At 47.1% G+C, this 25,489-nt stretch carries 23 protein-coding genes; 14 read left to right on the top strand and 9 right to left on the bottom strand.

Translation table 11 applies throughout. The features are described 5' to 3' along the window. Window positions 1–23 precede the first annotated feature (23 nt). A complete protein-coding gene (locus PV783_RS10760) occupies window positions 24–1,124 on the top strand; it encodes a M42 family metallopeptidase (protein ID WP_111579600.1) in 1,101 nt (366 codons plus the stop codon). Between the two features lie 354 nt (window positions 1,125–1,478). Here the strand turns inward: PV783_RS10760 and PV783_RS10755 are convergent, their stop codons facing one another. Then, complete coding sequence (locus tag PV783_RS10755; RefSeq protein WP_079468739.1) at window positions 1,479–2,255, bottom strand: hypothetical protein; 777 nt, start codon at window positions 2,253–2,255, stop codon at window positions 1,479–1,481. Between the two features lie 157 nt (window positions 2,256–2,412). Between PV783_RS10755 and bioB the strand changes: the two genes are divergently transcribed. After that, window positions 2,413–3,387 carry a biotin synthase BioB gene (gene bioB, locus PV783_RS10750; RefSeq protein WP_079468740.1) on the top strand — a complete coding sequence of 325 codons (975 nt, stop codon included), beginning with the start codon at window positions 2,413–2,415 and terminating at the stop codon, window positions 3,385–3,387. A gap of 229 nt (window positions 3,388–3,616) precedes the next feature. Here bioB and aroQ read toward each other — a convergent pair whose 3' ends face one another. From aroQ to ytxJ, 3 genes are read right to left on the bottom strand one after another with little or no spacing between them, the layout of a single operon-like run. Beyond that, window positions 3,617–4,042: a type II 3-dehydroquinate dehydratase gene (gene aroQ, locus PV783_RS10745; protein ID WP_079468741.1), complete on the bottom strand. Its 426-nt coding sequence runs from the start codon at window positions 4,040–4,042 to the stop codon at window positions 3,617–3,619. A gap of 39 nt (window positions 4,043–4,081) precedes the next feature. Further along, window positions 4,082–4,663 (bottom strand): UbiX family flavin prenyltransferase, encoded by a 582-nt coding sequence (locus PV783_RS10740; RefSeq protein WP_079468742.1) that lies wholly within the window; start codon window positions 4,661–4,663, stop codon window positions 4,082–4,084. A 42-nt stretch (window positions 4,664–4,705) separates the two neighbouring features. After that, window positions 4,706–5,038: a bacillithiol system redox-active protein YtxJ gene (gene ytxJ, locus PV783_RS10735; RefSeq protein ID WP_079468743.1), complete on the bottom strand. Its 333-nt coding sequence runs from the start codon at window positions 5,036–5,038 to the stop codon at window positions 4,706–4,708. Window positions 5,039–5,348: 310 nt separating this feature from the next. Here ytxJ and PV783_RS10730 point away from each other — a divergent pair, with 310 nt between their 5' ends. The 9 genes from PV783_RS10730 to PV783_RS10690 all read left to right on the top strand — a co-directional run bounded on the left by PV783_RS10730 (window position 5,349) and on the right by PV783_RS10690 (window position 15,367). Further along, window positions 5,349–6,710: a UDP-N-acetylmuramate--L-alanine ligase gene (locus PV783_RS10730; RefSeq protein WP_420987952.1), complete on the top strand. Its 1,362-nt coding sequence runs from the start codon at window positions 5,349–5,351 to the stop codon at window positions 6,708–6,710. 34 nt (window positions 6,711–6,744) lie between these two features. Continuing rightward, window positions 6,745–7,518, top strand: a complete 774-nt coding sequence (locus PV783_RS10725; protein WP_079468745.1) for a 3'-5' exonuclease — start codon at window positions 6,745–6,747, stop codon at window positions 7,516–7,518. Window positions 7,519–7,589: 71 nt separating this feature from the next. Next, window positions 7,590–8,330, top strand: coding sequence for a polyprenol monophosphomannose synthase (locus tag PV783_RS10720; RefSeq protein ID WP_079468746.1), 741 nt, complete (start codon window positions 7,590–7,592; stop codon window positions 8,328–8,330). A gap of 84 nt (window positions 8,331–8,414) precedes the next feature. Next, window positions 8,415–9,290, top strand: a complete 876-nt coding sequence (locus PV783_RS10715) for a DMT family transporter (RefSeq protein ID WP_079468747.1) — start codon at window positions 8,415–8,417, stop codon at window positions 9,288–9,290. A gap of 59 nt (window positions 9,291–9,349) precedes the next feature. Then, window positions 9,350–12,196, top strand: coding sequence for an alpha/beta hydrolase family protein (locus tag PV783_RS10710; RefSeq protein WP_420987951.1), 2,847 nt, complete (start codon window positions 9,350–9,352; stop codon window positions 12,194–12,196). Window positions 12,197–12,310: 114 nt separating this feature from the next. Next, the gene (locus PV783_RS10705; RefSeq protein ID WP_420987950.1) at window positions 12,311–13,063 is read left to right on the top strand and encodes a zeta toxin family protein; all 753 of its coding nucleotides are present in this window, start codon (window positions 12,311–12,313) and stop codon (window positions 13,061–13,063) included. 131 nt (window positions 13,064–13,194) lie between these two features. Then, on the top strand, window positions 13,195–14,034 hold the full coding sequence (locus tag PV783_RS10700) for a helix-turn-helix domain-containing protein (protein WP_079468750.1): 840 nt from the start codon (window positions 13,195–13,197) through the stop codon (window positions 14,032–14,034). Window positions 14,035–14,195: 161 nt separating this feature from the next. Continuing rightward, window positions 14,196–14,699: a cupin domain-containing protein gene (locus PV783_RS10695; protein WP_079468751.1), complete on the top strand. Its 504-nt coding sequence runs from the start codon at window positions 14,196–14,198 to the stop codon at window positions 14,697–14,699. Between the two features lie 50 nt (window positions 14,700–14,749). Beyond that, the gene (locus PV783_RS10690; RefSeq protein ID WP_420987949.1) at window positions 14,750–15,367 is read left to right on the top strand and encodes a DUF4230 domain-containing protein; all 618 of its coding nucleotides are present in this window, start codon (window positions 14,750–14,752) and stop codon (window positions 15,365–15,367) included. Here PV783_RS10690 and PV783_RS10685 read toward each other — a convergent pair whose 3' ends face one another. Further along, the gene (locus tag PV783_RS10685) at window positions 15,368–16,087 is read right to left on the bottom strand and encodes a hypothetical protein (protein WP_079468753.1); all 720 of its coding nucleotides are present in this window, start codon (window positions 16,085–16,087) and stop codon (window positions 15,368–15,370) included. Between the two features lie 253 nt (window positions 16,088–16,340). Here PV783_RS10685 and PV783_RS10680 point away from each other — a divergent pair, with 253 nt between their 5' ends. Continuing rightward, window positions 16,341–16,661 (top strand): RNA recognition motif domain-containing protein, encoded by a 321-nt coding sequence (locus PV783_RS10680; RefSeq protein WP_079468754.1) that lies wholly within the window; start codon window positions 16,341–16,343, stop codon window positions 16,659–16,661. Window positions 16,662–16,795: 134 nt separating this feature from the next. Here PV783_RS10680 and PV783_RS10675 read toward each other — a convergent pair whose 3' ends face one another. The 4 genes from PV783_RS10675 to PV783_RS10660 form a co-directional block, all read right to left on the bottom strand. Next, entirely contained in the window at window positions 16,796–18,115 is a 1,320-nt protein-coding gene (locus tag PV783_RS10675) for a dihydrolipoamide acetyltransferase family protein (RefSeq protein ID WP_079468755.1), read from the bottom strand. Between the two features lie 70 nt (window positions 18,116–18,185). Further along, on the bottom strand, window positions 18,186–19,433 hold the full coding sequence (locus tag PV783_RS10670) for a CinA family nicotinamide mononucleotide deamidase-related protein (protein ID WP_363433729.1): 1,248 nt from the start codon (window positions 19,431–19,433) through the stop codon (window positions 18,186–18,188). Window positions 19,434–19,451: 18 nt separating this feature from the next. Beyond that, complete coding sequence (locus PV783_RS10665) at window positions 19,452–19,862, bottom strand: acyl-CoA thioesterase (RefSeq protein ID WP_079468757.1); 411 nt, start codon at window positions 19,860–19,862, stop codon at window positions 19,452–19,454. Between the two features lie 41 nt (window positions 19,863–19,903). Then, window positions 19,904–20,311 (bottom strand): DoxX family protein, encoded by a 408-nt coding sequence (locus tag PV783_RS10660; protein ID WP_079468758.1) that lies wholly within the window; start codon window positions 20,309–20,311, stop codon window positions 19,904–19,906. Between the two features lie 291 nt (window positions 20,312–20,602). On the opposite strand from PV783_RS10660, the gene PV783_RS10655 reads away from it, so the two are divergent. Both PV783_RS10655 and PV783_RS10650 read left to right on the top strand, forming a co-directional pair. After that, window positions 20,603–23,680 (top strand): tetratricopeptide repeat protein, encoded by a 3,078-nt coding sequence (locus tag PV783_RS10655; RefSeq protein WP_159454229.1) that lies wholly within the window; start codon window positions 20,603–20,605, stop codon window positions 23,678–23,680. Between the two features lie 41 nt (window positions 23,681–23,721). Then, window positions 23,722–25,371, top strand: a complete 1,650-nt coding sequence (locus PV783_RS10650; protein WP_336386568.1) for a hypothetical protein — start codon at window positions 23,722–23,724, stop codon at window positions 25,369–25,371. The last annotated feature ends 118 nt before the right edge of the window (window positions 25,372–25,489 follow it).

Genomic DNA, 25,489 nt, shown 5'->3' with positions numbered 1-25,489 from the left:
TCGCGTCACAATCTGCAAATATTATGTCTAAAAAACAGAAATCAATATTCAACAAGGAATCCCTGACATTCCTGGAAACCTACCTGAATAACCCGTCTCCTACCGGTTTTGAGAAAGAAGGACAAAAGCTCTGGCTGAAATACCTGACGCCTTACATCGATGAATATTTTGTAGATTCTTACGGATCTGCGGTTGGTGTTATCAATCCTAAAGCGGAATTTAAAGTGGTGATAGAAGCCCATGCAGATGAAATCTCCTGGTTCGTAAACTACATCTCCCCGGAAGGTTTAATCTATGTAATCCGCAATGGCGGCTCTGATCAGCAAATTGCTCCTTCCAAGCGCGTGAATATCCATACCGAGAAAGGTACCGTAAAAGCTGTTTTTGGCTGGCCGGCTATCCACACCCGTATCCGTAGCGGCGATGGTAAAGAACCACAGCCAAAGGTGGAAAACATTTTCCTCGATTGCGGCGCACGCTCCCGTAAAGAAGTAGAGGACCTCGGTATACACGTAGGTTGCGTATGTACATTTGAAGATGGCTTCGAGGAACTGAACTACGATTACTACATCTGCCGGGCTATCGACAACCGTATCGGTGGTTTTATGATTGCAGAAGTAGCCCGCTTGCTGAAAGAAAAGAAGCAGCAGTTACCTTTTGGTCTTTATATCGTAAATGCGGTGCAGGAAGAAGTGGGCTTACGCGGCGCAGAAATGATCGCCAAGCGCATTAAGCCGGATGTAGCCATCATCACCGATGTAACCCACGACACTACCACCCCGATGATCAACAAAAATATTGAGGGAGAAATAAAATGTGGCGGTGGTCCGAGCATCACTTACGGTCCGGCGGTACATAACATTCTCCGTGATCTCATCATCAAAACGGCCAAAAAGAACGACATTCCTCACCAGCTGCATGCAGTAAGCCGCAGTACCGGCACTGATACCGATGCTTTTGCCTACAGCAACGACGGTACGCCTTCCGCCCTGATCAGCTTACCATTGCGCTATATGCACACTACTGTGGAAATGGTGAAGAAAGATGATATTGAAAATACAATTCAGCTGATTTACCAGACATTACTGAATATTACGCCCAAAACGAATTTTCAGTACCTGTAAGATATAAAGAGAAGATCAACGTAATGCCCCCAAAAAGCCAGGCGCTTTTTGGGGGCATTTTTGTTTATACAAGGGCTATATCCTCTGGTAGCGTCCGGCATGCCCCATCATAGGATAAGCCGTATATAAGCCGTATATAACCCGTAGATAACCCGTATCTATATAGATACAGCTTATCTCTGTCTTTGCCGGAAATATAATATGAATATACCCGGGAATATTCCAGGGTAACGCCCGGCTCAGCGTAGCGACGCGCTGCCGCCAGTATTGGTTTTTACCCCCAAAGCAAAGCGGCCAGGATCCGGTGATATACCGGATCCTGGCCGCTTAAACTAATTTTATGCTTGTGTGTACTTAGTTTTTAAAGAAGTCTGCCGCCCTGTTCACCTTCTCTACCCATGCGCCGGAACTGGCCTGCATCACATATTCACTCAGTCCTACCCTGCTGGCGCCCGGCGCCCAGTCGTAGGTATACCCCAGCCGCGTCCACGGATAATGCATATCTGTAGCTGACGTCAGCGGGCGGTAATAAGCAAAAATAATGTAGTTGTTAAACCAGGTGGAAAACTCCGGCGATACACCGCTGATGGGTACGGCACCGGTGGTTTTGGTGGTAATGGCGGGGTTGCCGGCAGGGCGGTACAACCTCGAAGCGCTTACCCACATGGTAGCGATATGGGTATTCGTTTTTGCATTAACGGGTGGCAGGCCCAGTAACTGGCAGATACGTTGAATGGTATCTGAAGTGGCTGTAAAGGAAGGTCCGATCCGGTTCTTCATCTGTTTGGGGATGAACAGCCAGGATTCGCCCCATACTGTGTTGATGGAATCTCCGGCCGGGTAACTTCCGGGGAAACGCATAAAGGTAGCCATCAATACATACTGCTGGCCATTGATGGTTTTCCATTGGAGGTCCGGGTTGTCTGGAGTGATGGGCCACAGTGCATCGGTAATTTCGTTGCTGTCTGCAATCATGGCGTCGTCTACAGCCTGATTGTAGAGTTGATCCAGGGTGTACACCGGCGGCGGAGGCAGGATTGGGTCATCATCATTTTTACTGCAACTGGAAAATGCCATCGCGGCAAATAGAACGAGCACGGACAGCTTGCTGCCGTTGGGGAAATGTTTCATAGAAGTGGTTTTCTGGATGTTGGTTATTTAAATTGAGTCCCGCAATTAAGTGTATTTCAACAGAATAATCAAATTTCCCTCATTTTCACTCCTACTAATTGGTAATTTGTATTTCGTAATAATTTGCTACGTTTGCTATTCAAACAAAATCAGATCTATGATCCGTCATGACTGGACGTTAGAAGAAATTAAAGCTATTTACAACACGCCCTTACTGGAACTGGTGTACCGTGCTGCCTCTATTCACCGTGAATACCAGGATACAGCAGAGGTGCAGGTTTGCACCCTCTTGTCCATCAAAACAGGCGGATGCCCTGAAGATTGCGCTTACTGCCCACAGGCTGCCAGATATAATACTGACATCAATGTGCATGGCCTCCTGAAAAAAGAGGACGTGATGAGTTATGCCCAAAAAGCAAAAGAGGCGGGATCTACCCGTTTCTGCATGGGCGCCGCCTGGCGTGAAGTGCGCGACAACCGCGATTTCGACCGTGTACTGGATATGGTAAAAGGTGTAAATGAACTTGGCATGGAAGTATGCTGCACATTGGGCATGCTGAATGAAGACCAGGCAAAGAAATTAGCCGATGCCGGCCTGTTTGCCTACAATCATAACCTGGATACTTCCCGCGACCACTACGAAGAAATTATCACTACCCGTACTTACGATGATCGTTTGCAAACGCTGGACAATGTGAGAAAAGCAGGTGTAAGCGTATGCTGCGGCGGTATTATAGGTTTGGGAGAATCGCATGAAGACCGTATCGCCATGCTGTGGACACTCAGCAGCTTACCGTCCCATCCGGATTCTGTTCCCATCAATGCGCTCACCCGTGTAAAAGGTACGCCGCTGGAACATCTGCCAAAAGTTGAGTTCTGGGATATGGTGCGCATGATTGCCACCACGCGCATCCTGATGCCAAAAGCAATGGTACGTTTGAGTGCCGGCCGTGCGGAAATGAGTATGTCCGACCAGGCATTATGCTTTATGGCAGGCGCCAACTCTATTTTCACAGGAGAGAAATTATTAACAACAGGCAATCCTTCCTTTGAAGAAGACCACATGATGTTTGAGCTGCTGGGACTGAAGCCCAGAGAGGCTTTCAAAGCACAGGAAGCCAGCTGTTGCTAGCGGGTGGGGATCGCCTTCGGCGATTGTCTTGGAGCAGGATTAGATAGATTAATCGTGACTACCTTGATTTTATTTTCTGGGTTTTTGATAAAAAGATTAGGGGAGATATAAGCGAATTCCGCTTTTATCTCCCCTAATCTTTTTAAAATCAAAACATAATAAAATCAAGGTAGTCACGATTAATCTATCTAATCCTGCTCCAAGACAATTTCCAGCGCCGAAGGCGCTCCTACAAATCATTCATCCCGAAATACTCCACGCCCAGCTGGTACCCTTTCAACCCCAGTCCGCAGATGCAGCCAATACATTTAGGCGCTATCAGTGAAGTATGTCTGAATTCTTCCCTTGCATACACGTTGCTGATATGAATTTCCATCACCGGGGTTTTGATGCCGGCAATAGCGTCGCGGATGGCGATGGAGGTATGCGTATAGGCGCCGGCGTTGAGCAGTACGCCATCGTATGAAAATCCTACTTCATGCAGATAGTTCACAATTTCCCCTTCTATATTACTCTGGTGATAGCTAAAAGTTACTGCCGGAAACTGTTTTTGCAGGTGTTTGAAATACTGTTCGAAAGATTCGCTGCCATAGATGCCCGTTTCACGCTTGCCGAGCAGGTTCAGGTTAGGTCCGTTGATGATAGCTATTTGCATGATAATGGTTATAGAATGAAGAATGAGGGACTAAGATAATTAATCCTGTTTATTATTACTATCGCTTCCCCAGCGGTAAGTAGTTTGTTCCAGGCCGGCCAGGTCTATGATCCGGTCCACAACCGTGGCGGCCATTTCTTCGAGGTTGGCGGGAACGCTGTAAAAGGAAGGAGTGGCAGGGCAGATAATACCGCCGGCCAGGGTAACCGCTTCCATATTTTTGATGTGAATAAGATTATAGGGAGTTTCCCGTACTACGCAGATCAGCTTTCTTCTTTCTTTCAGCACTACGTCTGCCGCGCGGGTAATCAGGTCGTTGGAAATGCCGGTGGCAATGCGTCCCAGTGTGCCCATGGAGCAGGGACAGATGATCATGGTGTTAAAGCGTCCGGACCCGGAAGCAAAAGGAGCGTGGAAATCCTGTTGGGTATAAAAACGGAAAGGCAGGTGTTTATATTCTTCGTCCCTGAGCTCTGTTTCCCATACCGTTTTGGCGTTTTCTGTCATCACCACAGCTACCTGGTCCAGCTGTTCATGTGCTGCCTGCAGCTTTTGTAACAACTGACGGGCATAGATGGAACCACTTGCCCCGGTAACTGCTACTACTATACGATGTTTCATTGGCTATGCTGTTGAATTTACAAAGCTAGCCTATTTGAGTGGTTATACGCCAGCCTGTGCAACTATTTCGTCCATTGCGATGCCGCCATGACTTTCATTATAAACACATTCGCCGTTGCGGATAACCAGTACCTGGGGAGACTCATGCGGAACATCATATACTTCCGCTATTTTATTGGATACCGGCCGGTAGGTGATCAGGTCCAGATAATAAAACGTTAACCCTTCCGGTTCAGCCGACCGTTCCAACCTGGCCTTGGCCATTGAGCTGATAGAGCATCGCGTACTGTGTTTGTAAATAACTACCGGCTGATGCGCTGATGCCGCATTGATTTCAGATAGTTGTTCCTCGTTGGTTAACGTTTTCCAATTCATTTAACATGCTTTGTTATGTTCTATCGCAGGCGACTTGGCCATGCCCTTCATGGGACAGCCTAATTTCTGATGGCTTACGCAGGACGTCAAGAAAGCGGCAAAGATACAAACCATAGCGGTGTAGCCCAAAATTCTTACATAAGATTGCATACTGGCAGTTTTAAATAATTTATGACTAAAACGAAATTTCACAGGAAATATGATACGACCACTTTTTTAATCGTCTTTTGTAACGTTATTTTGCAAATATAGAAAATACATTAAAAAAAACAACAATGTAATTTTCGGCAAGCCGAAAATATCCAGCGTTATGACAAAAGTACATTTTATTGCCATAGGCGGCAGCGTAATGCATCAGTTGGCCATTGCGCTCAAAAATAAAGGTTACCAGGTAACCGGCAGTGACGATGAGATTTTCGAACCGGCACTGTCTAACCTGCAACAGGCGGGCATTTTACCAGCCAGCATGGGTTGGGACCCTGCCCGGATAACGCCGGATCTGGACGCAGTGATCCTCGGTATGCATGCCCGGGACGACAATCCCGAACTGATAAAAGCCCGGGAACTGCAGCTGAAAATTTATTCTTTCCCGGAATATATCTACCAGGAAAGTAAAAATAAAACACGGGTAGCCATCGGGGGAAGTCATGGTAAAACTACCACCACCGCGATGGTCATGCACGCTTTGCAGGTTAATCACCAGTCGTTCGACTACCTCGTAGGCGCCCGGCTGGAAGGTTTTGCCCAGTCCGTAAATATTACAGACGCCCCAGTAATTGTGTGCGAAGCCGACGAATACCCGGCCTCGGCCATTGAAAAACGGCCCAAATTCCACTTCCTGCACCCTCAAATTGCGGTGTTAACAGGCATTGCATGGGATCATATCAACGTATTTCCTACCTACGAAATATATAAAGAACAGTTTGCCATTTTTATCAGGCAGATGGAAGCCGGTCAGGTACTGATCTACAACAATACCGATGCGGAACTCGTTAGCCTGGTAACTGCTACCGGCGGTCACCTGAAACTGGTGCCCTACGGCCTGCCGGAACATACCATTACCAACGGCGTAACCCGTGTTATTTTCGGCGACCAGCAGGCCAGCCTGGAAGTTTTTGGCGATCATAACCTGCTGAATCTCCACGCCGCCAAACTGGTTTGTAATGAACTGGGCCTGTCTGATGCGGAATTCCTGGCAGCAATTGCTACCTTTAAGGGCGCCGCAAAAAGACTGGAACTGGTAGCAAAAAATGATCATTGCGTTATTTACCGTGATTTTGCACATGCGCCTTCTAAAGTGAAAGCCACTATGGAAGCCACCAAACACCAGTTTCCAGACAGGAAGCTGATAGCCGTGCTGGAATTACACACCTATAGCAGTTTAAATGCAGATTTCCTGGAACAATACCACGGCGCCCTCGATACAGCAGATACCGCCGTTGTATTTTACAGCAAACATGCACTGGAAATAAAAAGAATGCCAGACCTGGCGCCGGAACTGATTGCACAGCGGTTTGGCCGTAATGACCTCCACGTTTTCCATAACAGGGAAAAACTGGAAGCATTCCTGGCCGCACAACAATACCAGGACACCAACCTGCTGCTGATGAGCTCCGGAACGTACGATGGCCTCGATTTTAGCAAACTGAAAGCATTATTGCCGTCAGATTAGTAAATACATTAAACTAAATTATAAATTATTCATAATGCCTTCTTTGCTCCTCAAAAGGCCGCTGGCCGTAATCGATCTGGAAACTACCGGTACCAACGTGGCTTCCGATCGTATCATTGAAATTGCTATCATCAAAGTGTTTCCGGACAAAACAACCCAGTCCAAAGTGAAACGCATTAACCCCGGAATGCCGATCCCAGCAGGATCTACAGCAATTCATGGTATTAAAGACGAGGATGTAAAAGACGCACCTACCTTTAAACAGGCCGCTCATGAACTCAAACAGTTCATGGACAACTGCGACCTGGCCGGGTATAACTCCAATCGCTTCGATATTCCCCTCCTGGTAGAGGAATTCCTGCGAGCAGACATCGAGTTTGATGTATCCAAACGCAAATTCGTAGATGTACAGCGCATCTTCCACCTGATGGAAAAACGCACCCTGGGCGCCGCCTACAAGTTCTACTGCGATAAGCTGCTGGAAAACGCACACAGCGCCGAAGCAGACGCACTGGCTACGTACGAGATCCTGGAAGCCCAACTGGGCCGCTACGAACAACTACAACAGGATATCGACTCACTGGCCGATTTTACAAAAGAGGAAGATTATATCGACTTTGCCCGCCGCCTCGTGATGCAGGGCGGACAGGAAGTATTTAACTTTGGTAAGTATAAAGGCCGTCCTGTCAGAGACGTGCTAAAGGCAGAACCTCAGTACTACGACTGGATGATGAAAGCGGATTTTCCGCTCAATACCAAACAGAAACTGACTGAGATCTTCCATAATATGATGTTAAAAAAAATGTAATGTTATTCGGGAACGTCATATCTTGCGCCGGAATTGAATTATTTTCGCAGTCCAAAAATATCATCTGCTGATTGGAAAAGCTTGTCATCATTCCTACGTACAATGAAAAGGATAATATCCGTAACATCATTGACGCTGTATTTTCCTTACAGCAGAATTTTCATGTCCTCATTGTGGATGACGGGTCGCCCGACGGCACCGGCGCTATTGTGAAATCATTACAACAGCAGCATCCCAACGAATTATTCCTGGAAGAAAGGTCCGGCAAACAAGGTTTAGGTACAGCTTATATCCACGGTTTCAAATGGGCACTGGCCCGGGGCTATCAGTACATTATAGAAATGGACGCGGATTTTTCACACAATCCTAAAGATCTCCCGCGCCTGTACGACGCCTGCGCCAAAGAAGGAGCAGATGTATCCGTAGGTTCCCGTTATGTAAAAGGCGGCAAAACCGAAAACTGGCCGTGGGACCGCGCCGTATTATCTTATGGCGCCTCCATTTATGTAGGTATGATCACCTGGATGCCCGTAAAAGATCCCACCGCAGGATTTGTATGTTACCGCAATACCGTACTGGAATCCATTAACCTGGACCAGATACAGTTTGTAGGCTATGCCTTCCAGATTGAAATGAAATTTACGGCATGGAAGCTCGGCTTTAAAATAAAAGAAGTACCTATCACCTTTAAAGACCGGAAAGAAGGATACTCCAAAATGAGCAAAGGCATTGTAAAAGAAGGGATCCTCGGGGTACTCAAAATACAATGGCAAAGCCTCTTCCGCAATTATAAAAGAAGAGTACAGAATTAATTAATAAATCACATCAATTGCATAGCATTTAGGGACCTGTTCATTTAAAAAATGACCTGGTCCCTAAATACATTTTAACGGACCATGAAGAAAGCATTTCTCCAGCTACACCTTTCCGTATTTCTGGCTGGATTTACAGGGATATTAGGTAAACTGATTTCCCTCAACGAAGGATTACTGGTATGGTACCGGTTACTGATCACCTCCGTTACTTTGTATGTTTTATTCCGCTTCCAGGGTACTTTTAAAAAGCTTCCCTGGAAGGATATCCTTCCCATTGGCAGCACCGGCGTGGTAATAGCCCTCCATTGGCTTTTCTTTTACGGCAGTATCAAATATTCCAACGTATCTATCGGGGTGGTTTGCTTTTCGCTTACCAGCCTGTTCACCGCCATATTTGACCCGCTCATTAACAGGCGCCGCTTTGATGTAGCCGAAATGTTACTGAGTATGCTCACCCTGCTGGGAATCCTGCTGATCTTCCACTTTGATACACAATACCGTACCGGCATCATACTGGGCATTATTTCCGCCATGTTTGCCGCACTGTTCACCGTATTCAATAAAAGACTGATCAAACGGTTCGATACGCCCACCATCACTTTCTATGAGCTGTCAACAGGCTTTCTGGTACTGAGTCTCGCTATGCCTTTATACCTCCACTTATTCCCGGCACCTTCCCTGCTGCCCTCATCTATGGATTTACTCTACCTGTTTATACTGGCCTGGTTCTGCACCGTGTTGATGTACCTGCTGAATATGAGTGCATTAAAGAAAATATCCGCTTTTACCGTGAACCTGTGTTTCAACCTGGAACCGGTTTACAGCATCGTGATGGCGTTTATATTGTTTCATGAAAACCAGTTTCTGAATAACGCCTTCTACGCCGGGCTGGGCTGTATCATCCTTTCCGTAGGACTACAAATGCTGCGTGTGGTAAGGGGCAAAACCGCATCGTAGTCCCCCCGCTCATCCTCATTTATTTGTAACTTGAGCGCCGTAATTATTACTTTGCGCTTATGAGAAAAGTTTTATTAGGGGTGTCCCTCCTGGGCTCCTCCCTTCTTACCTATGCACAGCAACCTGCAAAAAAGCCGCTGGACCACAGTGTTTACGACAGTTGGCAAAGCATTGGCACTAAACTGATCAGTAATAACGGACAGTGGGTAGTGTATTCAGTGGTACCACAGGAAGGCGACGCCAGCCTGGTAATTTACGACCGTAAAACCGGTCAGTCAGCTACCATTGCCCGTGGCAGCAACCCGGTTATCACGGAAGATTCCCGCTACGTGATCTGTAGCATCAAACCGTTTTTTAAAGATACCCGCGAAGCAAAGATCAAAAAGAAGAAAGCGGCAGAAATGCCCAAAGATTCCCTGGCGATCATTGCATTGGGACAACCCGGTATCCTGAAATTTCCCGGGGTAAAATCTTTTAAAACACCGGAAAAAGGCAGTGGTTTACTCGCCTACCTTTTGGAAAAACCGGCAGCTGACAGCGCCAGAGGCAAAGGCAACAAAGCGCCTAAGCCGATGGATGACGACGATCGTGCAGATGACGACAAAACGCCTGCTGCCGGCGCTGAAAGCGGCACGCTGGTGATTCGTCAGCTGCTGAGCGGTACACAGGATACCATTAAGAATGTGACTGAATTTGCCTTCAGCAAACCCGGTAACCAACTCCTTATAGAAACAAAAGCAGATAAAAAAGATTCACTATCGCGCAACGGTGTACTCCTGTGGCATACCGCCAACAGGAAAGCCACTGCACTGAGCAATGGCAACAGCGATTATAAACAATTCGCCTTCGACGAAAAAGGAGAACAGGCGGCGTATTTCGGTACCCGCGATTCGGCCAAAGCATTACAGCAATTCTATAAGCTCTATTATTTCAAACCCGGGCAGGACAGCGCCTACGAAGTAGCCGATAAAAACAGCAGCGGCATTCCGGCCAACTGGAGCATCAGCCCCAACAGCCTGATTTATTTCAGCAAAGATGGTCAGCGCCTGTTTTTTGGCACCGCTCCCATACTGCCCGTGAAAGATACCACCCTCGTGGATTTCGAAGTAGCTAAAGTAGATATCTGGAATTATAAAGATGATTACCTGCAGCCCATGCAGTTAAAAAATGCAGATAAAGAACTGAAAAGAAGTTATGCCGCCGTATACTATCCGGGCAGCAAACGGGTGATCCAGTTAAGCGATAAAGACCTGGAAACGGTGATCACCACAGCGGAAGGCAACAGCCCTAACGCGCTCGGCTATACGGACAAAGGCGCGCGCATTCCCATGCAATGGGTGGGCCGCACACTGAAAACTGCTTACCTCGTGAACATACAAGATGGTACGAGAAAAAAGATCAAAGAAAAACTGGACGGTAGCTTTTTCATCTCCCCTAACGGAAAATATATCATCTGGTACGACCTGGCAAACCGGGAGTGGTTCAGTTATAACAACGCTACCGGCGCAGCGGTAAGTGTAAGCAAAGGCATTCCCACCAAAGTATATGATGAGGAAGATGACCATCCCGATGTACCGGATGCCTATGGTATTGCCGGCTGGATGACGGATGATAATTACGTGTACATCTACGACCGCTACGATATATGGCAGGTAGATCCTTCCGGAAAAGCAGCGCCGCTGAACATCACCAAAGGTATGGGCCGTACCGGCAAAATACGTTTCCGTTACCTGCGCCTGGATCCCGATAAGAAATTTTTCCTGCCCGGCGATCGCCTGACGTTAACGGCTTTCCAGGACAGCACCAAATACAATGGCTTTTATTCACTGGAACTGCCACGTAAAAGCGGTAAGGCCGCCAGCCTGCAACCCGTGGTACTTGGGCCTTATTCCTACACTGATTTGCTGAAAGCAAAAGACGCCAACGTGTTTTCGTATACCCGTAGCCGGTATGAGCTTTCCCCGGACGTTTTTACAGGAGATGATATCGCAAAAGCTGTGCAGATCAGTCATACTAATCCCCAGCAACAGGATTATAACTGGGGCACCGCATCGCTATATAAGTGGACTACCTTCAGTGGCAAACCTGCAGAAGGCATTCTTTATAAGCCTGAAAATTTTGACAGCGCCAAACAATACCCGGTTATCTTTTATTTCTACGAGAAGTTAACAGATGGATTGTACAATTACCAGGCGCCTGCGCCAACGCCATCACGACTCAATATTTCATTTTTTGTAAGTCGCGGTTACCTGGTAGTAGCACCGGATATCAGCTATGAAAATGGTTATCCCGGTAAAAGTGCGTACGATTATATTGTGAGTGCCGCAGAAGATCTGGCCAAAAAACCGTGGGTAGATGGAAAAAATATGGGGATCCAGGGTCAGAGCTGGGGCGGGTACCAGGTGGCTTATCTGATCACGCAAACCAATCTCTTTAAAGCAGCGTGGGCCGGCGCTCCTGTGGCCAACATGACCAGTGCCTATGGCGGTATCCGTTGGGAAAGCGGTATGAACAGGCAATTCCAGTATGAGCATTCACAAAGCCGTATCGGCGCTACCCTATGGGAGAAGCCTGAACTGTATATTGAAAACTCACCGTTGTTCAACCTGCCGCGTGTAAACACGCCGGTGGCTATTATGGCCAACGATGCCGATGGCGCCGTTCCCTGGTACCAGGGCATCGAAATGTTTACCGGGTTACGCCGTTTAGGCAAGCCGGTGTGGTTGCTGAATTATAACAATGAAGCGCATAACCTGGTACAACGCCAGAACCGCAAAGATATTCAACGCAGGGAGCAACAGTTTTTTGATCACTTCCTGAAAGGCGCACCGGCGCCGCAATGGCTGGAAAGCGGCGTGCCTGCCACGGAAAAAGGGATCAACTGGGGCTGGGATCCGCAACAGTAAATTAAACGTATTAACAAAAAAAACGCTGCAGGTTTCTGCGGCGTTTTTTGTTAATACAGGACCACTGATAATCCTATTAACAGCTATTAACGATGGTTGACGCATTTTTGAGCAATGCCGGAATTATATATCATAGCTGGTTGCAACGGAGCAGGGAAAACAACTGCCAGTTTCACTTTATTGCCTGAAATACTGGGCTGTAAAGAATTTGTGAATGCAGATATCATTGCTGCTGAGATGTGCCCTCTTAACCCCCAAAGCGTTGCTTTGCCCGCAGGCAGGCAGATGTTACACCGGATCCGGGAACTGATGCTGGAAAAAACCGACTTTGCTTTTGAAACCACCCTGGCCACCAGAAGCTATGTATCACTGATTGAAAAAGCAAAAGAAACCGGGTACACGGTTACCCTGCTTTTCTTCTGGCTGAATTCACCTGAAATGGCGGAAAAAAGGGTATTGAAACGGGTGGAAGAGGGGGGCCATGATATGCCGGCAGAAGTAATTAAAAGAAGATACCACCGGGGTATCAGTAACCTGATGAATTTATATATCCCCATCTGCGACAACTGGCTGATGATTGATAATACCAGTACAGCGCCATTGGAAATAAGTTCAGGTACCAACATCGCTGCGGAATCTTTCGGTATATGGGATATATTCCCGTTGCATTGCGGCAGGGAGGAACCGGAAATAGCCGGCCGGTATGAATTTAAAGTGCGCTCCGGGAAAATAATGGAGGGCCTTAATACAGCGATGTGTAACCTGGTGGAAACGAGTGCCCGCCATAACCGGGAACTGATTATCGGCGATAAAAAAGGGAGTATTCAAAGTATCCCTGCCAGGGATATCCTGTTCAGTGTCAGGTGATTCTATCTCTCCCTAAATATATTTTTCTTAATATAAATTATTTAACATATATTTACAATAACATCGCCACTTTTAGCGTATGGTGTGATCTGCAGCGATAGCGATATCCTTAACACCACATTATTGTACCTATGAACTTCCATATCCATCATCCCGCGGATGCATTACGTCCATTTGTAAAGCAATATTATTATTGGGAAGATGATACCCGTGGTATTATTCAGCTACCACAAAACCTGTTTGCCCTGGGCGATCAGTACATGGTATTCATCCTTGAAGGGAAGGCAGAAGTGAAGCCGGTGAACCACAAAGCATTCACCCTGCCTGCGGGCTCGGTACTGGGTCATATGACCTGCGCCTGCCAGTTGCAGGTACAGGGACCGGTAAAAGCAGCAGTAGTGCAGCTGAACGCCTACGGATGCTACCGACTTTTAGGCATGGACGCCGCTAATTTCACCAACTATTACCGCAACCTGCTCACGGCAGAACAACCTGTGTGGCAGGAACTGATCACTGCCCTGCAACAGGAAAAGGAGCCACAACGTGTGGAATCATTACTCGATGATGCTTGCCTGCAGGCGCTTTCACAGCAACCGGGCAATCTCCGCGAAGTAGATGACATTGCCGATTACCTGGTGATCATGCAGGGCAATGTAAGCATCGCAGAACTCACCGCCCGCTACGGACTTTCCCGCCCAACGCTGGAAAGACTCTTCAGCAAAATAGTAGGTATTCCGCCGCAGTTATATGCCCGGATGATCCGTTATAAAACAGCCCTGAGCGCGCTCCGCCAGCTGAATTTACCAGAGTGGCAAACACCGGTGGCAGCAACGCCGTGGTATAACCAGGCCATGTTTATAAAAGATTACCTGCTGTTTAATCATGAAACGCCTTCTTACTTCACTCCTTCCACAGGAACTATTGCACATATGCAGGTGGATAACCTGCAGCAGGTAGCAGTAGCCAGCTAAGAAAAAGATACTTTTTGCACAAATATGGAAAAAACCAACATTCCGGGAACAGGCCCTGCCTGCTCCCGGAAAATCCACGTGTAGTATAACCTCTACCTATACACGAAAAAGTATAATAACCGCACTTTTTGTTTAACTTACTTTTCCTAACAGGCATTACTATGCAATATTCCGCAGCCCATTGGCGTGAACAACTGAAACTGCAATCCCATGTTGAAGGCGGCGCTTTCCGCGAAACTTACCGGTCAGAGTGGGTGCTCGATATGAAAACCCTGCCTGCCGGCATGAGCGGTAACCGCAATGCTTCTACCTGCATTTATTTTTTACTGGAAGAAGGAGAGTTTTCTGCGTTCCATCGTATCGCAGCCGATGAGATCTGGCATTTTTATGATGGCAATACATTGACGATCTACGAGATAGCTCCCGGCGGAGAGTTGCTGGTACACAAGCTTGGCCGCGATATCCAAAACAACGAAAGCCTGCAGGTGATCATCACCGCGGGCAACTGGTTTGCTTCCCGTGTTGAAGTACCCGGCGGGTACGCCCTTACCGGTTGCACCGTAGCGCCGGGGTTTGATTTTGCAGATTTTGAACTGGCGGAAAAAGCGCCGCTGCAGGCGGCTTACCCGGAACATGCAGCGCTGATTGATAGTCTTACCAGGTAACGGTAACGCCTATCCGCTGCAGGCTCTTTACATTTTTACTAAATTTAGGCATGAAAAAAGTCCTCTACCCCGTTGTATTTATATTATTCGCGCTCCTGATCTTTTGGCTGGGCAAGCGTTTCGGCAGCACCAATGTGAGTCAGCAGGTAATTTCCAACAGCACTATTGTAAAGGAAATTGCAGAACTGGCCAGCCTGGATGTGCAGGGAAGCGCCAGCATTAAAAGGAGTAATATTGAAAACAGCGGCGAATGGACAGATAACCTGAAGAAAGCCTTCCTGGAAAATACGGTGTGGGTTACTATTCCGTACCAGGCCAAATACGGCGTAAATATCGACGATAAGTTGTTTAAAGTGCAAATGACTGATAAGAAGATCATTATCAGTTTGCCGGCGCCCCGTTTGCTCAGCTATGAGCTGAAAATGGACCGGATGGAAACCACCAACCGTAAGGGCTGGCTGCTGTCGCAGGACGACGAAACCTATACCGCTGTACAGAAAGAACTTTACCGGACCTCCCGTGCCCAGCTGGAAAACAATCCTACTTACATCCAGCAATCCAAAGAGAAAATAAGGAAAGTAATGGAGCAGTATTATGCTCCATTTCTGAAGGATCATACCCTGGAAATCCACTACGACGGGGAAACCAGCGCGCCGGCTTTAAAATAGCTACGCTGCTTCCTGCGCAATGTACTTTACCAGGCTTCTTTTGGCGATGGGCAGCAAGGTTTCATCTACCGGCACTACCAACGGCGTTTCCACACAATACACCGCGGGGTTGGGCAAATTGTTCCGCTCCCGGATCAGCATACTTTTAATATGGCTGATGGTATGTACCAGGTCTTTTTTATAAGCCTGGAGATATTGGGTATGAATACCCCGGTATTTTTCATCATGTCTTTCAAAAATAGTAAGCCGGTAGGTATATACCAGCGTTTGCCTGCCACGCCCGTCGCACAGCAGCAGGTAGCCTTCGGCTGTTTCCAGCGGCACCAGTCCTACGGGGAAAATACTGAGGTGTTCCGCCACGTACTCGTAGATCTCCGTTCCTTCCTTAATAGTGCTGTTTAGCTGTGGCAGGGAATAATGGATGATGGATTCCAGTTCTTCCATCAGTTCATCGTCGGCAATCAGCTGCTCGTACAATAATTCCAGCTTCTGGATGTTCACTGCCGTGAGCCTTTTTGGAAATTGCTGCTGTAAAAACTGTTTGTTGTCCCGGAAAGCAACCAAGTTGTTGTAATGAAAGATGATGTCTGACAACTGCGGGTACAGCCTGCTCTGGGTGAAGTGTTGATTAATGTCCTGTAAATAAGCCAATAGCGTGTACTTTTTCAGCTCAAAGTCTATATAACCATCGGCAAACCATGTTTCACTTAACGCTCCCATATGAATTTAATTTAATGGATCATGTACTGAATTTACGAAAAAAAAACCGTAAAAAGGAGCGTTTATAAGCGTCAGAGCAGTATTTTAAATAATATTTCTGTGCCAGTCAAATGGGGTACTACAAAGGATCTGACTATGTCAAATGGTAGTAAAAAACTAGGTAATTACAAAAATATTTTGACGCTAACTTTTTTATTAGCGTAATTTTCATAACTTCAGTATATTATTTTTCATTTTTTTAATTTCAGTTATCATGAACATTTACGTAGCCAACCTGCACTATAGGTTGAACGATGAGGATCTCCATCAGATTTTCAGCGATTTTGGAGAGGTTACCTCCGCTAAGGTTATCAAAGACCACGAAACAGGCCGCTCACGTGGTTTTGGCTTTGTGGAAATGCCTAATCAAGAAGAAGGAGCAAAGGCTATGGATAGTTTGAACGGCAGCGAAATCGAAGGTAAGCAATTGATGGTAAACGAAGCAAGACCTAAACAACCGAATAATAATTTCAAAGGTGGCGGTGGTAATAACCGTGGCGGCGGAGGATATGGTTCCCGCGACCGTCGTTATTAATAATCCCCTTTATTCGGCACTAAGGAACTAAAAGAGACGCTCTTCCGAGTGTCTCTTTTTTTGTTGTCTTTAAAAAACAAAAAATGCAGCAGAAAATGATCCCTGCTGCATTCCTGCTAAATGAATAGCTATCTTTAAATTCCTCTCTTCGGATCAAAATTCTCCAGCTCCTTCGCTACTGCGCTCAGGAAAGTAGAACCCAGGGAACCATCTACAATACGATGGTCGTAAGACATGGACAGGTACATCATGTGCCTGATACCAATGGTATCGCCGTCTTCAGTTTCAATGACCACCGGGCGTTTTTTGATAGCGCCTACTGCCAGGATGGCCACCTGTGGCTGATTGATGATAGGCGTACCCATCAGGCTGCCAAAGGTACCTACGTTGGTAAGGGTGAAAGTACCGCTCTGGGTATCTTCCGGCTTCAGCTTATTCTGGCGGGCGGAATTAGCCATGTAGTTTACCTGTTTGGTTAACCCGGTGAGGTTGAGCATATCAGCGCTTTTAATCACCGGAACAATCAGGTTACCACTGGGCAACGCCGTAGCCATGCCTATGTTAATGTCTTTCTTGATAATGATCTTATCACCGTCGAGTGAGCAGTTGATCAGCGGGAAACGCTTGATACACTTTACGATGGCTTCTATAAACAGTGGTGTGAAAGTCAGTTTTTCGCCTTCGCGTTTTTCGAAGTCGCCTTTTACCCGGTCGCGCCACTTCACCATGTTGGTAACATCTGCTTCGGCGAAGCTGGTCACATGCGGACTGGTTTGTTTGCTCATTACCATGTGGTTGGCAATCAGTTTGCGCATGCGATCCATTTCAATGATTTCCACATTACCGCTGTAGGTAGGGGAAGCCACGGTAGTAGTCACCACCGGCTGACGGGTAGTGGCCGCAGCGGTGGAGGTGGCCGGTTCAGGCGTTACATCCGGGATTACCTTTCCTTCGCGGCGATCGGCTACGTATTGGAGGATATCTCTTTTGGTTACGCGGCCATCGTTGCCGGAACCGGGGATCTTTTCCAGGTCGGAAAAGCTGATGCCTTCCTGTTGTGCGATAGTGAGTACCAGCGGGGAGTAGAATTTGGCTCCGCCACCGGAAACAGGCGCTTCGGCAGCGGGTGTATACGCCGGCGCGGTAGTGAATTTTGGTTCAGTGGCTGCAGGGGCTGCAGGCGTAACAGGGGCGGAAACCGCCGCTGCATCGGCATTGGTATTAATGCGGGCAATGACCGTACCTACCGGTACTACATCATTTTCATTAAAGAGCAGTTCAGTGATTTCGCCCTCCGCAGTGGAAGGAACTTCGCTGTCCACTTTGTCGGTGGCAATTTCAAGTACGGTTTCATCTACTTTTACGTGATCGCCCGCCTTTTTATGCCAACGCAAAATGGTGGCTTCCATGATGCTCTCCCCCATTTTTGGCATTACCAATTCTACAATGGCCATAAGATTGATTTTTGCTTTAGTGCGCAACAAAAATAAGGGAATTGTACCAATTCAAAATACGTGAATATCCCTATTCCAGAATGAGTTTGCGCAACTCATTCATGGCATAAACAGCTGTCATTTGCGTATTCCGTTCCCGGTCGTAACGCAGCTGGTATTTTACGGTAACCGTTCTCTTTGCATTTCCCACTGCTATCCAAACGGTGCCTACCGGTTTTTCCGGCGTGCCGCCATCGGGTCCCATGATCCCGGATACAGCAATGGCGTAGTCGGTTTGCAGCAGTGCCAGTGCGCCGGTCAGCATTTCCTGCACGGTGGCTTCACTCACGGCGCCATGCGCCTGCAGGGTTTCGGGTTTCACGCCTAACATCTTCACTTTCATTTCATTGGCATACGTTACCGCACTGCCTTTGAAATAAGCGGAACTTCCCGGAACGGCCGTAATCCAGCTGGCAATCAGTCCGCCGGTACAGCTTTCCGCGGTACCCATCGTTTTACCTTTCTCCTTTAACAGGTTACCCAATACTTCTCCTATTGAAATATCCTGGTCGGTTACGGTGATATCCGCCAGCAGGTCTTTCAGCTGGTGAAACAGGATACTCACCTCTGCGGCCACTGATAATTTATCTTTACCAAAGCCGGTTAACCGGAGTTTCAGGAGGCTGTAACTGGGCAGGTAAGCCAGTTTGATGTGGGCGGGTAATTTTGCTTCAAAAGCAACGAGCCGTTCGGCGATAAAGGATTCGCCCATACCGGAGGTAACCAGTGTTTGATGTATTACCGCCGGGGTTTTGAAATCCTTTGCCAGCCGGGGTAGCACATAATCCTCCATGATTCCCTTCATTTCATGCGGCACTCCGGGCATGGATACGTAGATCTTGCCTTCTTTCTCAAACCACATTCCCGGCGCGGTACCTCTTTTATTTTCAATGACTGTTGCCGTTTCGGGCACCAGGCTCTGATCCAGGTTCCTTTGCAGGATGGGCAGGCCCCTGCTTTCAAAAATATGCAATACGTTTTCCAGCGTTTCCTGGTGCTGTACCAGCCTGGTATTGAAGTATTCGCACAAGGTAGGCTTCGTGATATCATCGGCTGTTGGCCCGAGGCCGCCGGTGATCAGCACAATATCCGACACTGCCGATTCTTTTGCCAGGGCATCCAGGATATCATCCCGGATATCGCCAATGGCTACACGCCGGTGTACCCAGATCCCCATTGCATTCAGCTGCTGTGCCATCCAGGCAGAATTGGTATCAATCGTTTGTCCTATCAGCAGTTCATCTCCGATGGTGATAATGCTGGTGGTGATTTTATCCATAGTGCGTTGTTTAAACTGCTATCCAAAAAACGGTGCCAGTATTTTCCCCAGATCTTCCGGCAGGCCGGCTTTCTGTTTCGTTTTCACGTCAATGAATACCAGTGTGGTCACCCCAACATTCAGCAATTCATTCTTTTCGTTATACAACTCACTGTGAAACTGTATCTTAGAGCCCTTCGGCATCTCTTTCAGTATAGTCTTCACCGTTATCAGGTCGTCGTAATAGGCAGGCCGCAGGTATTTTACATTCAATTCGGCTACCGGCATAATCACGCCCTGTTCTTCCAGCTCTCTGTAGCTGAACCCCAGTTCGCGTATGGCTTCTGCCCTGCCTACTTCATAATACAGGCCGTAGTTGCCGTAATACAGATATCCCATCTGGTCTGTTTCCCCATAACGTACCCTGATTGTTGTTGTGCTGATAAACATGGTTCCCCGCTATTTTTATCCTAAACGTTTACTTGAATATTTTATTTGCCCAATGCGCCATCCAGTGAAAACCTGCCCGGTCCTGTAAAAAGCAGCGTTACAAATGCTGCCAGGAAGAGAATGGGCATTTCTTTTTCTGATACCGGGTCATGTCCGTGAATCATGAAAATGATCACGCCCATACAAATCACCAATGGCACAGAAGCCAGTCTGGTTAACAGTCCCATGATCAGCAACACCGCGCAGAACACTTCTGCAAAAACCACCATTCCCAAAGAAATTTTATGTCCTACTCCCAATGGATCAGGAAAAGAATTCATTTTGGCAGTAAAATTGATCAGCTTGGGCCAGCCATGCAGGAGGATCAGACCACCGGATACCAGTCGGAGCACGAGCATGGAAAAACTTACAGCGCCATTCGAGTAGCCGGCAGAGAACAGTTTTCTCATAGTAGGTAAGGTTTTTGTACTTAAAAATTATTTTCCGCAAGATAAATGAATAGCCTTTGCCTTGCTACCGGAGTTATCCACATTGTTAGAAACACAATCGGAAAGGAAAAGATATAACTTTTATATTTGCTGATATCACCTGGTTCGTTTCTCATCATGAATGTCGGAGGCACACAGGCACCAAAGAAACGGACTACCAGGGTCAGGCCACGGCAGAGTACTTCCCCGGCTGGAAAATATTTCCTCCCGGGATTCGTTTTAAACGCATATTCAAGAAATAACAGCTATAGCATGCAATTTATAAGAAGAGTTTTTGTTCCCGGACATCTGTATATATCACTCCTGGCCTTTACGGGTACAGGTTTGATAGCACTGCCTGCCGCACAGGCACAGCAAACACGCATTTACACAGATCCGGAAAAAGTATTCAAGGACGCTCAGCAATATTTCCAGCAGGAAAAATATGCCGTGTCCATGCAGCTTTTCAAGCAAACCCTTGATAACATCGACTATTTCCACGAAACCAACCGCGATCTTGTTAAAACAGATGCGTATTACTACTATACCATCTGTGCACTGAAACTGCAACAGGACAATGCGGAAAAACAGGCGCTGGAATTTCTGAAACTGGCCAATAACAATGCCCGTGAAGAACTGGTGAGCTATCAGCTGGCAAAATATTATTTCCGCCAGAATAAACTCAAAGAGGCCATTCCCCTCTATGAGAAAGCCAATATCGAAAACCTCTCCAATGCAGAAATTGCGGAAGCGAAGTTTGAACTGGCCTATTGCTATTTCAATTTAAAAGATTTTAAAAAGGCACAGCCCCTGTTTGCCTCCATCAAAGAAGTACCCGGCAAATACAGCATCCCGGCCAACTATTACTATGGCTTCATCAGCTACTACAATCACCAGTATGCAGAAGCCCTCAATAGTTTCCAGAAAGTAGTGAACGAACCCAAATACAGCAATGTGGTTCCTTATTACATCGCTGAAATTTATTACTTCCAGGGAAAAACGGATCAGCTGATTGCCTACACAGAGCCACTGCTGAGGCAAGGCGGACAATACTACGAAGCAGAACTGAAACAGTTGCTCGGTAAAGCCTACTTTGAAAAAAAGAACTATCCCAAAGCACTGCCCTACCTGCAGGACTTCCAGGATAATGCTGATGAAGTAAGAAACGAAGACATCTACCAGTTATCATACGCTTATTACCAGACAAATAACCTGTCGAAAGCCATTGCCGGATTTAAACAACTGAGTAGCTCCAAAGATTCACTGGGACAAAATTCCATGTACCTGCTGGGCGACTGCTACCTCCGCACCGGTCAGAAAGCCAATGCGCGCAACGCTTTTGCCTTTTGCGCCAACAACAGCTCCAACGCACAGCAACAGGAAATTTCCCGGTTCAACTACGGCAAACTGTCGTATGAACTGGGCTACCCCGATGCCGCGCTCGGCGAGCTTACACAATTTGTAAAAACATATCCGCAATCTGCTTATAACAAAGAAGCCAGGGAAATACTCGTTAATCTTTTCATGAACAGCAATAACTATAAAGATGGTTTAGCGACAATTGAATCGATTCCCGACAAAAACCCTACGGTGCTGAAAGCCTACCAGAAAGTAGCCTACGGCCGCGCCACCCAGCTGATCAATGATCAGCAGCTGGCAGAAGCCGACCGCCTGCTGGATGTTGCCATCAGCAACCCATACGATCCGCAGATCAAACAACTGGCGCACTTCTGGAAAGCAGAAATTGCGCTGCGCCAGAATAAAACAGACCAGGCAGTTACTAACCTGAACGCCTATCTGAATAATACAGCCCCGGTATCCGGCGAAGCGAATGCACAAACCGCCAGCTACAACCTGGGATACAGCCTCCTGAAACAGGACAAATTCACCGAAGCACTGCCTTACTTTGAATCTGCCCAGCGCACCAGCGGCCCCAATGCAGAACGTATTGCCACCGACGCCGCCCTCCGCAGCGCCGATTGCTATTATATGCTCCGCCAGTTCCCGAAAGCATTATCGCTGTATGACCGTATCATCAGCAACAACGCTCCCGGCGCCGATTACGCCACTTATCAGAAAGCCGTGATCCTCGGTTTACAGGGCAAGCAAAGTGAAAAACTGGCACTGCTCAAACAACTGGGTAACAAGTTTCCATCGTCCGGCTTTAATAACGAAACAGATATTGAGATAGCCAATACCTATCTCTCGGAAGAAAAATATACAGAAGCCATCCCCTTCCTGGAAAATGTATTACAGAAGCAACCCAACGGACCGAATGCACCACGCGCACTCCTGAAACTGGGCCTGAGCTACTATAACAAAGACAACGACAGCAAAGCGCTGGCCTATTACCGCCAGGTAGTGGAGAAATTCCCGAACTCACCGGAATCCAATGAAGCATTGCAAAGTATGAAGTCGATTTATGTAAGTCAGGGTAAAACCGACGACTACCTCGCCTTCCTGAAAGCCAGCGGCAGAACCGTTACCACTTCTGCTGAAGACTCCCTCACTTATGCTGCTGCCGAGTCCCGGTTCACCAGCAACGATTGCGCAGGCGCCACCAGCGGCTTCAATAACTATATCCAGAAATATCCGAACGGCCAGTTTATCCTGCCGGCTTATTTCTACAAAGCAGAATGTGCTTATAACAGTAAAGACTATACGAGCGCATTGCCTGCCTACGAATTTGTGTTATCCCGCAACAACAGTTTGTATGCAGAAAGATCTGCACTACAGGCGGCTAACATCAACTTTTACCAGGTAAAAAATTACGATAAGGCAAGAGGCTACTACCTGCAACTGCAGGATCTCGCTACCAGCAAGGAAAACAGTCTTACCGCCACCAGGGGATTACTCCGCAGCAACTACCAGCTGAAACGCTGGGACGAAGTAACCAACTACTCGGAAATGTTACTGGCTGCTGCCAATATCAGTACAGATGATCAGATCATCGCGCATTTCTATCGTGGTAAAGCGTTGCAGCAGGCAAAAGATTATGCCGGCGCCCTGTCTGAATTCAAAACAGTGGCCAACATGACCAAATCTGAAACAGGCGCTGAAGCCCGCTACAACATTGCGGATTGCTACCTGCAACAAAATGAACTGGACGCTGCCGAAAAAGCCGGTTTTGATGTGATTAAAAATACGCCGTCCTACGAATACTGGGTGGCTAAATCATATATCCTGCTGGGAGATGTATACGCCCGCCAACAGGATTATTTCAATGCAAAAGCTACTTACCAGAGTATCGTTACCAACAGCTCTATTCCTGAGCTGAAACAGGAAGCGAAAGATAAACTGGCAAAAGCGGAAGCAGAAGAAAAAGCGGCTGGCAAAAAACCGAAGAAATAATCACCCGGATTCCGGAACCTGACATTTAAGCGCAACAAAGCATGAACATTCAAGCAATATATAACAAACGAACTTTTATTATATCAGCACTGGGCCTGACAGGAATGCTGTTTGCACAAACGGCCACCGCGCAGGAGGTATTGAAACAGGAAACGATTGATATCATTTCCACCAACCAACCCAAACTGCGCGATGCCTACAAACTCAATCTCACGGCTTCTTTGCCGGGGATCGATACCACCCGGCCATCCATGAAGTACGAGATACCGGCGCTGAACCTGAACTTTATGTACCAGGCCATGCCACTGAAACCACTGGCGTTGGGCAAAGATTCATTGTCGTACCTGCAGAACAACTTCGTGAAACTGGGATATGGTAATTATAAGACGCCATACGTACAGGCGGGCTTCGGCAGCGGCAGGCAAGATATGTACAACTACGGCCTGTATGTAAACTATACCGGCTCCAAAGGCAAGGAAATTCCAGACCAGGACTATAGTAACCTGAATGTATTGGCAGCAGGTACCTACCTGTTGCCAAAATTCCGGTTCGACGGAAGCATCGGCTACGACCGCAACACCGTTCACTACTATGGTTATGGTCATGATACGGCCAGCTATAAGAAGAAGGATATCGAGCAAACGTTTAACCAACTCACGGCTTCCGTGGGTATGCAAAACAGGCCGCAAAACGACTGGGCATTTACCTTCCAGCCAAAAGTGAAGTTTATTCTTTTCAACGACTCCTACAAGCGTACCGAAAATACCTTCCAGCTGAATGTGCCGGTACGCAAGCAGGTGTTTGAAGATATCTACATAAAAGTAGAAGGTGTGTTTGATCTTTCTACCTATAAAGAAGATAATAACCGCGCCATCAACAACAACATCGCTTCTATCCATCCTGCGGTAGATATCATGAAACCTGGATTTGTGCTGCATGCCGGTGTAAATCCGACCTGGAGCAACGGCGAATTTTACCTGCTGCCCGACATCGTGAATGAGTCGCACCTGATCCGTAAAAAACTGATCCTGAGCAGTGGATGGATCTCTTATTTTGAAAAGAATTCCTACCGTAACCTTGCCAATAAAAATCCTTTCCTCGCCGGCTTACCGGGAGAAATGATGAATACCCGTGTAGAAGAAAAATATACCGGTATCAAAGGTACGCTGGGCAGCCATTTCAACTACAACACCAAATTCGCTTCCGTTACCTGGTACAATATGCCGCTGTTTGTAAACGATAGCGCCGACACCAAAAAATTCACCACCCGTAACGAAGCCCAGCTACGCGCTTTCCAGCTGCATGGCGAAGTAGGATATATTGAAGAAGAAAAATTCCAGGCGCGCGTTAGCTTCGACTGGTATAACTATAACAAACAGGAAACAGAAGTGCAGCCGTGGCATCTGCCAGCCTTCCAGGGTGATTTGTTTGCACAATACACCATCGCTAAAAAATTACACCTGAATGCCGATCTCTTTGCACTGAGCGGCAGCTATTACCTGCTCCCCAACAAAGACTTTGGCAAAACCAAAGGCGCGTGGGACCTGAATGCAGGCGCCTCTTATGATATCAGTAAAAATTTCGGGCTATGGGTGAATGCAAATAACCTGTTCAATACACACTACCAGCGGTATTACCTCTACCCTACTTATGGGTTCAATATTGTGGGTGGTGTGATGATTAAGTTTTAACTTTATGCGGAGATTGTCTTTCTCAGGATTAACCTGATTTTACTGATTACATTGATCTATTTTTTACATTTGAGATTAATTTAAATTTGAAAACCAAATTAATCAGTAAAATCAGGTT

Origin of the sequence: Chitinophaga sp. CC14 (assembly GCF_048957795.1) — a bacterium.
In the GTDB taxonomy this organism is placed as follows: Bacteria; Bacteroidota; Bacteroidia; order Chitinophagales; family Chitinophagaceae; genus Chitinophaga; species Chitinophaga ginsengisegetis.
Note: the sequence above shows the minus strand (reverse complement) of the source record. Positions and strands in the feature narration are given on the sequence as shown.

Coding starts and splice junctions, on each gene's coding strand:
- PV783_RS10760 (WP_111579600.1), top strand. CDS start 24: ATGTCTAAAAAACAGAAATCAATATTCAACAAGGAATCCCTGACATTC.
- PV783_RS10730 (WP_420987952.1), top strand. CDS start 5,349: ATGACAAAAGTACATTTTATTGCCATAGGCGGCAGCGTAATGCATCAG.
- ytxJ (WP_079468743.1), bottom strand. CDS start 5,038: ATGAATTGGAAAACGTTAACCAACGAGGAACAACTATCTGAAATCAAT.
- bioB (WP_079468740.1), top strand. CDS start 2,413: ATGATCCGTCATGACTGGACGTTAGAAGAAATTAAAGCTATTTACAAC.
- PV783_RS10740 (WP_079468742.1), bottom strand. CDS start 4,663: ATGAAACATCGTATAGTAGTAGCAGTTACCGGGGCAAGTGGTTCCATC.
- PV783_RS10685 (WP_079468753.1), bottom strand. CDS start 16,087: ATGGGAGCGTTAAGTGAAACATGGTTTGCCGATGGTTATATAGACTTT.
- PV783_RS10665 (WP_079468757.1), bottom strand. CDS start 19,862: ATGTTTATCAGCACAACAACAATCAGGGTACGTTATGGGGAAACAGAC.
- PV783_RS10695 (WP_079468751.1), top strand. CDS start 14,196: ATGCAATATTCCGCAGCCCATTGGCGTGAACAACTGAAACTGCAATCC.
- PV783_RS10755 (WP_079468739.1), bottom strand. CDS start 2,255: ATGAAACATTTCCCCAACGGCAGCAAGCTGTCCGTGCTCGTTCTATTT.
- PV783_RS10680 (WP_079468754.1), top strand. CDS start 16,341: ATGAACATTTACGTAGCCAACCTGCACTATAGGTTGAACGATGAGGAT.
- PV783_RS10655 (WP_159454229.1), top strand. CDS start 20,603: ATGCAATTTATAAGAAGAGTTTTTGTTCCCGGACATCTGTATATATCA.
- PV783_RS10710 (WP_420987951.1), top strand. CDS start 9,350: ATGAGAAAAGTTTTATTAGGGGTGTCCCTCCTGGGCTCCTCCCTTCTT.
- aroQ (WP_079468741.1), bottom strand. CDS start 4,042: ATGCAAATAGCTATCATCAACGGACCTAACCTGAACCTGCTCGGCAAG.
- PV783_RS10690 (WP_420987949.1), top strand. CDS start 14,750: ATGAAAAAAGTCCTCTACCCCGTTGTATTTATATTATTCGCGCTCCTG.
- PV783_RS10670 (WP_363433729.1), bottom strand. CDS start 19,433: ATGGATAAAATCACCACCAGCATTATCACCATCGGAGATGAACTGCTG.
- PV783_RS10725 (WP_079468745.1), top strand. CDS start 6,745: ATGCCTTCTTTGCTCCTCAAAAGGCCGCTGGCCGTAATCGATCTGGAA.
- PV783_RS10700 (WP_079468750.1), top strand. CDS start 13,195: ATGAACTTCCATATCCATCATCCCGCGGATGCATTACGTCCATTTGTA.
- PV783_RS10650 (WP_336386568.1), top strand. CDS start 23,722: ATGAACATTCAAGCAATATATAACAAACGAACTTTTATTATATCAGCA.
- PV783_RS10705 (WP_420987950.1), top strand. CDS start 12,311: ATGCCGGAATTATATATCATAGCTGGTTGCAACGGAGCAGGGAAAACA.
- PV783_RS10675 (WP_079468755.1), bottom strand. CDS start 18,115: ATGGCCATTGTAGAATTGGTAATGCCAAAAATGGGGGAGAGCATCATG.
- PV783_RS10715 (WP_079468747.1), top strand. CDS start 8,415: ATGAAGAAAGCATTTCTCCAGCTACACCTTTCCGTATTTCTGGCTGGA.
- PV783_RS10660 (WP_079468758.1), bottom strand. CDS start 20,311: ATGAGAAAACTGTTCTCTGCCGGCTACTCGAATGGCGCTGTAAGTTTT.